This is a genomic window from Bacillus sp. BB081 (assembly GCF_008368895.1).
GTDB classification, from domain to species: Bacteria; Bacillota; Bacilli; order Bacillales; family Bacillaceae_G; genus Bacillus_A; species Bacillus_A wiedmannii.
This window is the reverse complement of the sequence record NZ_QOZX01000035.1, coordinates 47444-61223: the sequence shown is the minus strand read 5'-3', so window position 1 is coordinate 61223 and position 13780 is coordinate 47444. Positions and strand designations below refer to the sequence as shown.

Annotated in this window: 11 protein-coding genes, 1 pseudogene and 1 riboswitch; of the genes and pseudogenes, 10 read left to right on the top strand and 2 right to left on the bottom strand. The window is 34.5% G+C overall.

All coding sequences use genetic code 11. The annotated features are described in order from the left end of the window. Positions 1–484 precede the first annotated feature (484 nt). Both DN394_RS16485 and DN394_RS16480 read left to right on the top strand, forming a co-directional pair. On the top strand, positions 485–1609 hold the full coding sequence (locus DN394_RS16485) for a helix-turn-helix domain-containing protein (protein WP_149293976.1): 1125 nt from the start codon (positions 485–487) through the stop codon (positions 1607–1609). Positions 1610–1625: 16 nt separating this feature from the next. Further along, the gene (locus DN394_RS16480) at positions 1626–2651 is read left to right on the top strand and encodes an alpha/beta hydrolase (RefSeq protein WP_149293975.1); all 1026 of its coding nucleotides are present in this window, start codon (positions 1626–1628) and stop codon (positions 2649–2651) included. A gap of 152 nt (positions 2652–2803) precedes the next feature. Here the strand turns inward: DN394_RS16480 and DN394_RS16475 are convergent, their stop codons facing one another. Continuing rightward, positions 2804–3709, bottom strand: a complete 906-nt coding sequence (locus tag DN394_RS16475; RefSeq protein ID WP_149293974.1) for a DMT family transporter — start codon at positions 3707–3709, stop codon at positions 2804–2806. Positions 3710–3818: 109 nt separating this feature from the next. Between DN394_RS16475 and pdxR the strand changes: the two genes are divergently transcribed. The 6 genes and pseudogenes from pdxR (at position 3819) to DN394_RS16440 (ending at position 9401) form a co-directional block, all read left to right on the top strand. Next, positions 3819–5210 (top strand): MocR-like pyridoxine biosynthesis transcription factor PdxR, encoded by a 1392-nt coding sequence (gene pdxR, locus DN394_RS16470; RefSeq protein ID WP_149293973.1) that lies wholly within the window; start codon positions 3819–3821, stop codon positions 5208–5210. 62 nt (positions 5211–5272) lie between these two features. Then, positions 5273–5737: a DUF2262 domain-containing protein gene (locus DN394_RS16465; RefSeq protein ID WP_149293972.1), complete on the top strand. Its 465-nt coding sequence runs from the start codon at positions 5273–5275 to the stop codon at positions 5735–5737. A 371-nt stretch (positions 5738–6108) separates the two neighbouring features. Beyond that, positions 6109–6225, top strand: a pseudogene (locus DN394_RS16455) (helix-turn-helix domain-containing protein); the annotation flags it as partial. A 245-nt stretch (positions 6226–6470) separates the two neighbouring features. Further along, a riboswitch (purine riboswitch) is annotated at positions 6471–6574 on the top strand. A 163-nt stretch (positions 6575–6737) separates the two neighbouring features. Continuing rightward, on the top strand, positions 6738–7616 hold the full coding sequence (locus tag DN394_RS16450) for a 5'-methylthioadenosine/S-adenosylhomocysteine nucleosidase (protein WP_149293971.1): 879 nt from the start codon (positions 6738–6740) through the stop codon (positions 7614–7616). Positions 7617–7828: 212 nt separating this feature from the next. Beyond that, positions 7829–8185: a hypothetical protein gene (locus DN394_RS16445; RefSeq protein ID WP_001229419.1), complete on the top strand. Its 357-nt coding sequence runs from the start codon at positions 7829–7831 to the stop codon at positions 8183–8185. Between the two features lie 388 nt (positions 8186–8573). Beyond that, on the top strand, positions 8574–9401 hold the full coding sequence (locus DN394_RS16440) for an endonuclease I family protein (RefSeq protein ID WP_098209258.1): 828 nt from the start codon (positions 8574–8576) through the stop codon (positions 9399–9401). 147 nt (positions 9402–9548) lie between these two features. Here the strand turns inward: DN394_RS16440 and DN394_RS16435 are convergent, their stop codons facing one another. Further along, positions 9549–10979, bottom strand: a complete 1431-nt coding sequence (locus tag DN394_RS16435; RefSeq protein WP_149293970.1) for a YfcC family protein — start codon at positions 10977–10979, stop codon at positions 9549–9551. 200 nt (positions 10980–11179) lie between these two features. Between DN394_RS16435 and rraA the strand changes: the two genes are divergently transcribed. After that, positions 11180–11659 (top strand): ribonuclease E activity regulator RraA, encoded by a 480-nt coding sequence (rraA, locus tag DN394_RS16430; protein ID WP_097914966.1) that lies wholly within the window; start codon positions 11180–11182, stop codon positions 11657–11659. Between the two features lie 338 nt (positions 11660–11997). Then, positions 11998–13737: a DUF4430 domain-containing protein gene (locus DN394_RS16425; RefSeq protein WP_149293969.1), complete on the top strand. Its 1740-nt coding sequence runs from the start codon at positions 11998–12000 to the stop codon at positions 13735–13737. Positions 13738–13780: the final 43 nt, after the last annotated feature.

The following is a 13780-nucleotide window of genomic DNA, read 5'->3' as shown; positions in this document are numbered from 1 at the left end:
AACTTTATTATCTCTGTACACTAACAACATTTAAAGTGCTTAAACATACTAACGAGCAATATTCTTTGTGTAGTTCAATTTGGAAATTAAAAGAGGATAAATGGCAAATGATATTTCATCAAGGAACTCCTACAACAGCACCTTAAATTTTAACTTCCAATAACGAGAATTATGTAAATAAGCTGTCTACTGAATTCGTATGAAAAACTGTGATGAGATGAAATTTTTGATTTTGAAGTACTTCAAAATCTTAGCTAGATAGCTATGTATAGGTACCCACAATAAAAAGGCAGGAACATATCAAATATGTTCCTGCCTTTGATTTTATTAAGTTTAACATCTATGACCTAAATATAATATCATTTGGAGCTTCTTTTTATTTTAGCTGGATGTTTCCTAACAGTTGATTTTGTTAACGAAAGTTGACTTTAAATCCATATTTTGTGTGAAATAAAAGCATATAATAAAAGTATGAGGTGATGATGTGAAGGAGATAAACATCCATAAAATAATTGCGGATAAGAGAAAAGAAAAGGGAATTACGCAGGAAGAGTTAGCGGCGTATATCGGTATTACGAAGGCATCTGTTTCCAAATGGGAGACGGGGCAGAGTTATCCGGATATTACATTTTTACCACTGCTAGCAGCCTATTTTAACGTAAGTATAGACGAACTAATTGGATATGCGCCGCAAATGGAGCAAGAAGATATTAAGATTTTATATCACAGACTTGCAGAAGCTTTTAGTGAAGAACCGTTTAATGAAGTAATGATGGAGTGCAGGGAAGTGACAAAAAAATATTATTCATGTTTTCCGTTATTAATTCAAATGGGATTACTCTTTATTAATCACCACATGTTAGCAGAGGATATGGATAAAAGAATTGAAATTTTAGAAGAGGCAATGTATCTCTTTAGCAGGGTACAGGAAGAAAGTGATGATGTTTCTCTTGTGAAAGAGGCGGCATCGTTTCAAGCAACTTGCTATCTTATACTCAATAGACCAAATGAGGTGCTTCAATTACTTGGCGAAACGATACGTCCTAATTTTCCAGAGGAAGATTTAATCGCACAAGCGTATCAAATGCTTGGAAATACTGAGAAGGCGAATGAAATGATGCAAATTAGTATGTACCAACATTTAATACACCTCGTTGCGGCAATACCGAATTATGTAGTAATAAATGCCTCAAGCGCTGAAAAGGTAGAGGTAATTTTAAATAGAGCTTTCATGTTAATAGATATATATGAAATAGAAACATTACATCCCAATATGACTTTAAAAGTATACTATGCTGCTGCGCAAGTATATTGTATGCAAGAAAATTTTGAAGGTTCATTAGAAATGCTACGGAAATATGCAGCGGTTTGTGCGTCTAGCTTTACAATAAATAGCCTGCATTTACACGGCGATTCCTATTTTGATGCGATTGATGGATGGTTTGCAGAATTTCCGCTTGGTGCTAAAACGGTTAGAAATGAAGAGATTATAAAGCGAAGCATGTTACAAAGTATTGCAGAAAACCCGACTTTCTCACCGCTGAAAGATGTAAGAGAGTACAAAAATATAATAGCAAGTTTGAAATTTAAATTGGATATAAAAGAATAGAAGGAGGATAAATATAATGAATTTTGACGAATATGAAGTAGCGATAAATAGTGAATTTACTTTGCGCGGTACGATTACTAAACCGAAAGCTGACGGGAAGTATACTGCGGTTGTTATTATCGCTGGATCTGGAGAGATTGATCGTGATGGAATGATTGTACCGTTAAAGCTTGAATCGAATACTTATAAAGATTTAGCACATGTAATAGCGAGACTTGGAGTAGTGACGATTCGTTTTGATAAGCGCGGAGTAGGAAAGAGTGAAGGAGAATTTCAGAAGACAGGAATGTGGGATTTAGCTAACGATATAGAGGCTATGATTACGTATGTAAAAGAACAGCCATTTGTTGATTCGGAAAATATCATTTTAGTTGGTCATAGTGAAGGGTGTATGTTAGCGGCTGTTGTAAACGCAAGAACACCAGTTAATGGACTTATACTTCTAACAGGAGCTGCGGAATCGTTAGAAGAAGCTACAAAAAGACAAAGAGAGCTTGCTTATAAAGAATTAAAAGAACAAAAAGGAATAAAGGGAAAACTAATGCGTCTTCTCAATGTGGAGAAGCGTGGAGAGAAGCAGATGGAAAAAATAAAAGAGAAAATGATGAACACAGAAAAAGATACAATTAAAGTTGGTTTTAAACCGATGAACGCAAAATGGTTTAGAGAGCATTTTCAGCATGATATTTATAAAGATTTACAACAAGTAACATGTCCAGTGCTAGCGATCGCTGGTGATAAAGACATTCAGGCTGATCCAGAAAAAGCGAAGCGAATTGGTCATTATGTGAAAGGTAATTCAGAAGTACATGTAGTAAAAAATATGGATCATAGTTTGAAACGTTTTGAAGGGGAGTTCAAAGCTTTAGAGTTTAAAAAGAATTATGAAGAAGGAGCCGGAAAGCCACTTCATCCGATGCTGGAAGAAATAATTGTGAATTGGATGCATACGTATTTTATCTCACAATATGCGAGCGATAAGGCTCTTGCATCAAAATTAGATGAATATGAGGAAGAGGGAAGGAAGAGTAACTGCCTGTAAAAGCCGGATTGGTGTAGGTTAAAAATTAGTGGGGACACCCCACTAATTTTTAAGTTTGTATTTAGAAACTTCCGCAAAACGATAGTTTTAGTATTTTATAGTTGTTTATTAGAATATAGGTCGATTTTCAAGTATACAATACTTATTTCTTCTTAATTAACCTTTTTTAGAGGTAATTGCGTAACTTGCTTTCGAGTTCTAAGCCCCAATGCGATAGCAGCGCCAATACAGCTGAAAAAACAACCAGCAAACAAATAAAATGATGGATCTGAATCATCAATTAAAACGGAAGCTATTCCTCCAATTACAGGGAAAAGTGCCACCATATATCCGCTTCGAGCTCCTCCAATTTTTTCTACAAGTTTTAAATAGAATAACCAAGCTACAAATGAAGCAAACAGAGTTAAATAGAGCAACATAAATAAATATGAAAACGATGTGGGGAATGTAAATTTTTGTCCTTGAAATAATACAATTACTCCCATCAATATACTACCGACTGTAAATCCAATAGCATTTGCATAGATAGGGTTCACCTTGTGACTTGCATTTCGTGCCGAGCTCGCATCACCTATTGCTGTAAGAAGCGTACCTAAGATTGCAACCATAATTCCTTTTATATCATTGAAACCTTGAAAATTATTTAAATTCGGATAGATGAGAATGCATACTCCTAATACACCTAAAATTCCTCCCAAAAAAACGCGCGAATGTAGCTTTTCTTTTAAAAAAATTCGAAGAGCGATTGGGGTCAAAATCACCTTTAATGAAAAAATTAACGTTACAATTGCCGCAGAACTTAAAATTGTAGCGTAATAAAGGCATAAATAGCTTAATGCAAAGTTACATACACCAAAAATTACTATAAATGGAATATCTTTTTTTGTTGGCATCCCTCTTGGTCGAAGGAACCAAATAAGAATCAAAAATAAAAAAGCTGTCATAACTAAACGATAAGTTAAGGATAGTTCTAAGCTGACAGGAGTTCCTTGAATTTTTACCGCAATAAAGTTGAGTCCCCATACAATCAAACAAAATATGTACATAAATATTGTCATAAACTTTCTCCTAGATTAAATTTTGTATGAATTCATTATTTATTTATACTGTCATTTCTAAAAGGTACAGTTTACAATAAATACAAATGACAGATGAGGTATTCCATAAATGAAGGAACTAATATTTAATATAAATCGAAAAAGTAAAAATCCTATGTATCAACAAGTTTATCAATATATACGCGCTCAAATTTTATCTGGTAAATTAGAAAAGGGTAAAAAGTTGCCTTCAATTAGACAACTTGCTATCCAATTAGAGGTCAGCAGAAACACAACTCAGGTAGCCTATGAACAACTGCAATCGGAAGGATATATTCGAAGTGAGCACAAAAAAGGTTTTTTTATAGAGGCTATTATATCGGATGAAATACTTAATTATGAACCTATTAGAGAACAACATCATGAAACAAATCAAACTGCCATGAAAACTATTGATTTTAAGATTGGAACAGTGGATCAAGAAAACTTCCCTTTGAAAAAATGGAGAACGATTACAAACAAAATCATTAAAGACTCTAGTATGTTTTCATACGGAGAAAAACAAGGCGACATTAAATTAAGGAAGGCACTAATAGATTACTTATTTCAATCAAGAGGAGTTAATACTTCTGCAGAACAAATTATTATTGGTAGTAGCACACAGCATTTGTTATTACTTTTGTCACTGTTGTTAAAGCAAGACTATCAGCATCTGGCGGTAGAAGACCCAGGATATAATGTGGCAAGGGAATTATTTGTTCTTCAATCATTTGTTATTGATTCAATCCCAGTAAAAGAACGAGGCATCGAAGTTGATTGCCTATTAAAATCGCCTTCTAGACTTTTATATGTCACTCCTACTCATCATTTTCCATATGGAGTGACCATCCCAGTCAGTGAAAGATTAAAATTAATTGAATGGGCAAAAAGAGTGGGGGGATATATTATTGAGGACGATTATGATAGTGAATTTCGATATATTCATCAACCTATACCGTCTCTTCAAAGTTTAGATTCTAACGATAGGGTAATTTATTTAGGGACTTTTTCAAAAGCACTACTACCCTCTATCCGTGTCAGTTATATGATTTTGCCGAGGAGATTAATAAGTGAATATAAAAAGATACTTCCTTTACTTGAACAAACATCCTCATCTATTCACCAGCGAACATTGGCGACCTTTATTGATGAAGGATATTGGTACTCGCACTTAAGGAAGATGAAAGCTTTGTATAAACGTAAAATGAATCTATTGAATAGGGAATTATCAAAACATTTTAAGGAGTATGTCAAAATAAAAGGTGGTAGCTCCGGGATTTTTGTTGTTATTGAAGTGAAAACAGAAATGAGTGAAAAAATGCTAATTAAAAGGGCATATGAACATGGAATTATAGTTTATCCTTGTTCAAAATATTATTCAAAATGCATACCACAATATCCGCATATTCAACTTGGATTGAGTGATTTGTGTGAAAAAAAGATAATAGAAGGAGTTTCTCAATTAGCAAAAATTTGGCTGTAGCTTTGATATAACTACTTAAAATATAACAGTATCTCTTTCACATATAGAAAGGAAATGAAATCATGGAAAAATCAATAAAAAGTGAATTGATTGGAATGTTTATCTTTAATGAAACTTTTCATACATATGAACAAAACGAAGGAAAAGTACATTGGGGATTGGATATTGGAAAAGAGCTTGTACATGTACATGTACATGAAATGATGAAAAGAGCAGAAAAGCTTTATGTATGTTTAGAAGAATTTGATAAAAAAGCTAAGGTCGCTATAGCGGAAGAATTAATAGAGTATAAAAATGATTTTTGGCCTGAATATGATGAGAATGATGAACATTTAGATTGGGATGCTGTAGATGCGGGAGAATATGATATGACGAAAGAAACATTTGAGCAGTCTATTACTCTTATGGACATTGTAATTAGAGAAAATGATATATATTGCGAATATAATGATGGAGATTTATTTGGTGGACATAGAATCCATGCTTCTTTTGACAATGAGTACAATTTATTAGCTGCAGAGATTTAGTTTTGAGCGGTGAAAGTAAAAAGGATTGATTACTATAATCAATCCTTTTTTTATTATTTATATATAATAACGGTGAAATACTAGGTAGAGAGTTGCATAGTTTTAACGTATTATCCGAAAGGAGTCTACCTCCTCAAGCGTGTGAAAGGCGATAGTCAAGCGGTAGATGGGAGATGAATTTCGGTTTTGTGTAGCCAAACATTTGGTTTTCTTATTTATTTCGCCCTTGATAAAATCAGTCTTATAAGAGGTAACGTTTGGTATAACAATGAAAGTAGATAATAATTGTGTAATGTTCAGGTTGTGTAATCACAGTCATAGCTTATGGGAAATGAAGCGGAAAATGAGGTGAACGGATATGATAAAGCCATAATAAGGCGTACAAATTCCGTTTGTATCCAACAGAAGAACAAGCACATCTCATACGTAAAACGTTCGGATGTGTACGCTTTGTTTATAATAAAATGCTGGCTGAACGAAAAGAAGTAGAAACAGTTGTTGGGTTAGACTTCGCAATGGCTGAATTGTACGCGACTAGCGAAGATGAGAAATCCAATGTTGTAGGTGGATTTAGTTTGTTATTCAGAATATAATTTTTTGACGGTATTTTTCACTTCGAAATGGACGAAAAAAAATAATTTATCTTTCAAAAACGAACATTAAAAATATTTTCAATTAAAATGTTCACTTTTAGATTGCATGCACACTAAAAGTTTGATATATTACCAATATAATAATTTTACACATCATCACTCGTATATACTCGGTAATATGGTCCGAGCGTTTCTACCTAGTTCCCAATGAAAGAACTGGACTACGGGTTAAAGTATTCGGCCGTGCTATGTAATGTACGCTACCGATTTATAATTTTGCATGTGCTTAATTAACTTTGACTACCGTAGTTCTAGAAAGTAGAGATTCTTCTACAATTTCTAGAACTTTTTTGTTTGGACTAAAAGCATCGAGTATAGAAAACAACAAGAGAAAGAGGAGATTATTTATGAAAAAGAATACGTTGAAAAAATGTGCTGCCCTAGTAACTACTGTTGCATTGTCGTTCTCGATACTTGCGGGATGTAATGCGAGTCCGAAACAAGTTGAGGCAAAAAGCAATCAAAAACCAATCTTAATTCAAGGTCCAATGCCGATAGAAGCTGAGAAGTTTGCAAAAAGATTAAAAAATGTGAAAGAAGAAAAGTCTGGAACTTTCGTATTTTATAAAGGCACTGTCGACAATTATCCTGTAATTGTAGCGAAAACAGGTAAAGGAATGGAAAATACAGCAGCCGCTACAGCAGTGGCTATTGAAAAATATAAGCCTATAGCGATTATTAACCAAGGAACATCAGGTGGACATGATCCTAATTTAAATGTATTTGATATTGTTTTGGGGAAAAAAGTTGCGAATATAGGTTCATTAAAAACAACAAATATGGATGAGAATCAAGGGATTGAACCGACAAAATGGATTTCAATGGACTTAATGGCTTCTGAAGGAAGTGCAGGAGAAGATCCAAATGCTGAGAAAATCCGATACTACGAGGGAGATAAGAATTTACTTGCAGCAGCTAATGCGGTAAAAGATAAATATACAAAAGGTAAAGTAGTGGAAGGTACGATTGGTTCAGCAGATGTTTGGAATAATGAAGTTGATAGAATTAAATGGTTCCATACAAAATACGGTACATCTGTTGAAGAAATGGAAGGCGCTGCAGCAGCGCAAATCGCAAAAGCGTATGACGTACCATTTTTAGGAATTCGAGTGTTATCTAACAATAAAACAAACGGCGGAAAATATAATCCAAATACAGCGGCGGCAAATCAAGAATATGTATATGAAGTAGTTAAAAAATATATAGATTCAATGCAAAGTAAATAGTAGTAGTTCTGTCCCAGTATAAACGTCAAGTAACTGTAAATGTTTTCGAGACGGATAAACTTGTCTTAGGAATGGTAGTTGAAAAAGAAAAGCTTGTTTCTTATAAAAAATATAAGAAACAAGCTTTTTTATTTAAAATAAATTGGGTAATTAAACTATAACGTCAATGTTTATCGTTGAATATCATAATAATATAATGGAGGTGATGTTATATGGCTCTTACTACAGGACCAATTGAAAATGTAGGAAATCAACCTGCTAATGCAAATAGAGTTAGGGTGAAGATCCTTAACCGTACTGCGGGCCCACTTACTGGAGTAGCTAGAGTTTTTAGACTTGACGGTTCATTAGCATTAATTGAACAGGTAAACTTCAATGTGAATTCTAATGCTTCTACTTTTGCAACTCTAAGTTTAGTTCATCCTGCTTTTGGACAAGCATTTGAATATGAAGTTCAAATTGTTCCTAATCAACCTGGTGGCCTATATAGTGTTTATGGACTAACAGCTGAAAGTGTTATCATTACTGCACAACGTGTTGTGAACTCAGAATTGACACAGTTTCTTTAATTAAAATAGATTGGTGCCTACATGGTATCCAATCTATTTTTGTACTTATTCTTGAGAGGAAGAAGGGTTTTACACAAAAATAAAGACAGTTATAGAAAAAGGAAAAGTCGATTTATCAAATATGCATAATTGCATAAAAAAATTGAAATTTATAGGTTAACATTAAACTACTTTTTAATTGTAAAGAATATTTTAATAATCTGTACTAGAGAAGGATATTCCTTGTGAAAAGTAGATAAACAAAAAGTGTGGAAATAATACAGACTCAATAGAGTTTTGTATTAAATAAAAAGAAAAGGATGGGTATGGCTTTCTAAAAGTTTTTAGGGGTTAGAAAGCATTTTTTAGTTAATAGCTTCAAATTATATGTTAAAGGGGAAATGGGTATATGAAGTTTCGAAACACAAAGCTTGCTATGGTTACACTATCTTCATTTTTTATTTTAGGTTCTGCATCTCTATCATTCACAGATATCATACACGGTGAAGTAGCTTCTGCATCACCACAAGAGATTACTGTAAAAAGCTATGATGATACATATTATAATAATGCAATAGGAAAAACGGGTTTAGAATTAAAGAAGGAACTTCATAATATTATTGATGATCATACAAAGTTATCATACAGTGCGGTTTGGGAAGCACTAAGAGATACTGATGAAGATCCAAATAATAAAAACAATGTGATACTCTTATATACTGGGCGTTCGCAAGGGAAACTTACGAATGGTTCAGGAGTTGATAATTGGAACCGAGAGCATGTTTGGGCAAAATCTCACGGTGATTTTGGAACGACTGCAGGAGCTGGAACAGATTTGCATCATTTAAGAGCGACGGATGTATCTGTAAATAGCTCACGTGGAAATCTGGATTTTGATAATGGTGGTGTGAATCATTCGGAAGCGACAGAATGTAAATACGATGGTGATTCTTGGGAACCTCGTGATAGTGTAAAAGGGGATATCGCTAGAATGCTATTTTACATGGCTGTTCGTTATGAAGGAGACAACGGCGAAATAGACTTAGAATTAAATGAAAAGGTGAATAACAATAAAGATCCATACATGGGCAAACTATCCGTTTTACTAAAATGGAATGAACAAGACCCTGTAGATGATTTAGAGCGACAGCGTAATGAAGTGATTTTTACGAAATATCAACATAATCGTAATCCTTTTATTGATCATCCGGAATGGGTAAATAAAATTTGGAACTAAAATACTTAAAGTTATTTTACTTTGAGAGAAGGGATTGATCACTATGATCAATCCCTATTTATATCTATACTAGAATAAATGATTTATATAGGGTTGGAGAGGAGAATAGGATAGATATTTTATCAAGTTAAGTATAATAAGAGTCTTTTAATACGGTCCCCATTCTATACTCACACCAACAATAAGAAAAATAAGTCCAATGATAAACCAAATGAATGCAAGTGGAGCCATAAATCGAATCCATTTTCCGTAAGAAATGCCGCTCGCTGCGAGAACGCCCATTAAAACACCGGAAGTTGGATTGAGGCAGTTCACTACACCTTCTCCAAGCATAACAGCCTGTACTGTAACTTGGCGTGTAATATGCATGAAATCAGCTAATGGAGCTAATATCGGAATGAAAATAACAGATTCTCCTGTCCCGGATGAAATGAGGAAATGTAATGCGGCACTACTTACATACATACCGATAACGCCAAATACAGGGCTATGTCCTTCGAGAGACTGTGCAAGTTGGTTAACGATTGTATCAAGTAATTTGCCTTGCTCCAAAATGACTGAAATACAACGAGCCATTCCGACGATTAAAGCACCATATATGAGATTTTGGCAGCCTGCTAGAAAAGTAGAAGCGATATCGTTTGCTTTCATGCCACCTATTATTCCCGCTGTAATTGCTATGAAAATAAAAGTAGCAGTCATTTCTGCGTCTGTCCAATGTAGACGAAAAGCGCCTACTAAAAATACAATTAATGATAAAGCTGAAACGAGTAAAATTAATTTATGACGTATTGTCCAAGGAACTTCAGTTTCCTCTATTTCTTTCTCACTTGAAAGAGCATTACTTGGAAACCAGTTATCTCCGAGAATGCTTCCTTTATTCGATTTTTTTAAGCGTTTTACATACCAATTAATATATAAAATAGTGGCAATTAAAAAAGAGATATAGATTGCGGTACGTAAACCAATCCCTGAAAACATTGGAAGTTCTGCGATCTTTTGTGAAATGCCTAAAGGTGAGGGCGATAATATAGTAGCATTAAAACCAGCATAAGTGCCTAAATAAATAATTGCTACACCAACGATAGCGTCCCATTTCAATGTGCGTGCAACGATGATGCCGATGGGGATAAAGCCGATAACTGAGTTAACAATAATGCCAGTCGTGCCGAGAATAGAAAAGAGCGCAGCGACAATACAAATGAAAAGTAATTGCTGATTTCGAAATTTGTTAATCACATGATAGATTAAACCGTCAAGAGCACCTGTTTTTTCAAGAATTGCAATGGCTCCACCTGTAAATAAAATTAAGAAGATGATAGGAGCAGCAAGTGTCATCCCTTTTTCAATAGCGGTAAAAAAAGAAACAAACCCTACCGGCGATTGTGGAACAGAATGATAACTTCCTGCTATTGTCGTTGTAACAGTACCGTTTGTAACTCTTTTAAACTCTCCAGCAGGAACGAAATATGTAGCAATGGCACAAAGTAAGGCAATAAAAAATAGTAGTACGTACGCGTCAGGCATTTTAAACTTTCGTTTACTCGGCTGCTTTTTTACCTCGGTATGTAATTGCATAAAAACCCTCCTTTTTCACTTGGTTAATTTTAAATATTCTGAAATTTATCTGTGAAATAGATTATAATAAAGGTGGCTTCTTAAGGCAATAGTTTTTCTATGCTTTTCCTGCACATACAAATTATTGCACGTTAGACAGGGAAACGAAAATAACCCAAGAATATGTTATATAGAAGGAATAAGGAAAAGAGGGGAAAAAGATGTGGAAAACTACCGATCTATGTGATGAGTTTGAAAAGGAATTAAAAATATGTCGCGAGTCTTTTCGGTCTTTTGGGAAGAAAGAACAATTTTACGGGAAAATTGCAACGGTAAAAGTGAAGGATGATAATGTACTAGTGAAGGAAGGATTGCAAACATTACCAGAAGGAACGGTATTAGTTGTTGATGGTGGAGCGTCTACGAATTGTGCGTTACTTGGCGATAATTTGGCAGCTATTGCGGAGGAAAGAAAGCTGGCAGGAATTATTGTGAATGGATATGTTCGTGATTCTAGTGAACTAAAGAATATTAATATTGGTATTTTAGCGTTAGGGGCGATGCCAAATAGAAGTGTAAAAGAAGGAAAAGGAGAGCGGGATATTTCATTGCAATTTGGACAAGTAGAATGGAAGCCAAATGAATATGTGTATGCGGATGAAGATGGCGTCATTATTAGTGAAAAGAGTTTGCATCGTTAAAGGATAGTAAACTACTATTCTTAGAAAATAAATCCGATAAAGCATGGACAAAATTCTTTGTCAATAGTAAAATAATACAGAAATTTATAATTAACAGAATGTATAGGTTTATCGTTTTACGATAACTGAAATGGAAGTAAGTAGTGCCTAGAAAAGTGAATGTTATCACAATGATACGTTCATAAACAAAATTATTTTTCCTATACAAATATAGCCGCGAATGATGCGGGTCGGAGGTGTTGCGCAGTTTGTTCGACACTTACAAAAAAAGAGTGTCAATTGCACGCCCTTGAAGGGCCTTTTTTTGTGTAAATAGTAGTAAGGGAGGAAATTTTGGGATGGCAATGTTGAAAAAATGGCTGCTTACGTCGTTAATGGCAGTTACACTTGTATTTGTTTCTTTTGCGAATACAGTACATATTACGTTTGCTGAAGGAAATACAGCAAAACTTGCAATTATTGGTGAATCACAAAAGGGCATTATGTTATGTCCGAAAGAAGAGCAAATTAAAGATGGGGAAACAGCTTTAAGTTTGCTGCAAAAAGTCATGGGGGACAAAGTAACAGCAGAGACGATGTCGTTTGGAACGTATGTTAAAGGCATTGACGGCTTAATGGCTGGGGACACAAGCGGCTGGTTGTATGATGTAAATGATAAATCTGCAGAAGTTGGAGCAGATAGTTATAAATTAAAGTCTGGAGATGTTGTTGTCTTTCGTTTTGTTGCAGACTGGAGCAATATGAGCCAGGAAACATTACAGCAAACATTAGATAAATTTGGTACTTGTAAAACTGTAGAAGAACCAAAGACAGATGACCCAAAACCAGAAGAACCAAAAACGGATGATCCAAAACAAGAAAAACCAGAAGAACCAAAGACAGATGATCCAAAACCAGAAGAACCAAAAACAAATGATGAAAAGATAGAACAACCAAGGCAAGAGAACATTCAAGTTCCAGCAGCGAAAGTAACTGACGCGATCTCTAAGACATCTGAAAAGATGTTACAAGATGGAATTGAAAGTGATTGGGTAGCTTTAGGCCTTTCTCTTTCTGGAAAGAATGTTCCAATTGAGGCGAAATTAAATTATGTTAAGTCAGTAACTGAAAAAGTAGAAAAGCGCATTAACCGTTTTTCAGCGACAGATTTAGCTAGAACGATTATTATGATGAATGCAATGCAAGCAGACCCTACAAAGGTTGGCGAACATAATTTAGTTCAAAAATTGTATGAATCAGATAAAGTAAATTCTGTTACAGGTTATACATTTGCTTTACTTGCATTTGATACGAAGAAATATGAAGTGCCAGTGAATTCAAAATGGAATCGAGTTGCTTTAGTAGATGCGCTTTTAAACTCACAGCATACAGATGGCGGCTGGACTTACGATAGCGCAAGCAGTAAAGACAGTGCTAGTAGCGTTGATGTAACAGGTATGGTTTTATCAGCATTAGCTCCATATCAAGATCGACCAGATGTAAAGACAGCTGTAGAAAAAGCTGTTGCCTATTTATATAAAGAGCAACTAGAAAATGGTGGTTTTTCTGCTGATGGACAAGAAAATTCTAATAGTGTTGCGCAAGCAATTATTGGACTATCACTTGTGAAAGATGTAGATCAAAACCGTCTACATAAGGCAGTGCAAAATCTACTGTCATATCAACTTCCAAATGGTGAATTCAAATGGTTACCAAGTGATCAAAACGGTAGCGGAATGGCTACAGAGCAAGCGTTATTAGCACTACTTCAGTTTAAAAATCTTGAAAAATCGATTTATGACTGGTCAAATGTATCTGTTCCTGAAATCGATAAGAAACCAAATGTGGATTCAGAAAATGTTGTAGTAGAAAAAGAAGTTACTGAACAACCAGAAGAACAAAAACAAGTACAACAAGAAACAAAAGATGATAATTTAAAAGTTGTTGTTGATAACGAACCGGTTAAAAGCAAAAAGTCAGGAAACGGTAGCACGTTACCAAAAACAGGAGCATCTTCTCATAGTGCAGCTACAGAAGTAGGTATGGGTGTATTATGTATTGCTTCTGCATATGTATTATGGAGACGTAAAGCAGCTTAACAAAAATTAGGAGCAATCATTTGCTCCTAATTTTATTATGAAA

What these genes read in the sequence shown, in the direction of transcription:
- DN394_RS16480 (WP_149293975.1), top strand. Translation starts at nt 1,626, where the DNA reads ATGAATTTTGACGAATATGAAGTAGCGATAAATAGTGAATTTACTTTG.
- DN394_RS16475 (WP_149293974.1), bottom strand. Translation starts at nt 3,709, where the DNA reads ATGACAATATTTATGTACATATTTTGTTTGATTGTATGGGGACTCAAC.
- pdxR (WP_149293973.1), top strand. Translation starts at nt 3,819, where the DNA reads ATGAAGGAACTAATATTTAATATAAATCGAAAAAGTAAAAATCCTATG.
- DN394_RS16465 (WP_149293972.1), top strand. Translation starts at nt 5,273, where the DNA reads ATGGAAAAATCAATAAAAAGTGAATTGATTGGAATGTTTATCTTTAAT.
- DN394_RS16450 (WP_149293971.1), top strand. Translation starts at nt 6,738, where the DNA reads ATGAAAAAGAATACGTTGAAAAAATGTGCTGCCCTAGTAACTACTGTT.
- DN394_RS16445 (WP_001229419.1), top strand. Translation starts at nt 7,829, where the DNA reads ATGGCTCTTACTACAGGACCAATTGAAAATGTAGGAAATCAACCTGCT.
- DN394_RS16440 (WP_098209258.1), top strand. Translation starts at nt 8,574, where the DNA reads ATGAAGTTTCGAAACACAAAGCTTGCTATGGTTACACTATCTTCATTT.
- DN394_RS16435 (WP_149293970.1), bottom strand. Translation starts at nt 10,979, where the DNA reads ATGCAATTACATACCGAGGTAAAAAAGCAGCCGAGTAAACGAAAGTTT.
- rraA (WP_097914966.1), top strand. Translation starts at nt 11,180, where the DNA reads ATGTGGAAAACTACCGATCTATGTGATGAGTTTGAAAAGGAATTAAAA.
- DN394_RS16425 (WP_149293969.1), top strand. Translation starts at nt 11,998, where the DNA reads ATGGCAATGTTGAAAAAATGGCTGCTTACGTCGTTAATGGCAGTTACA.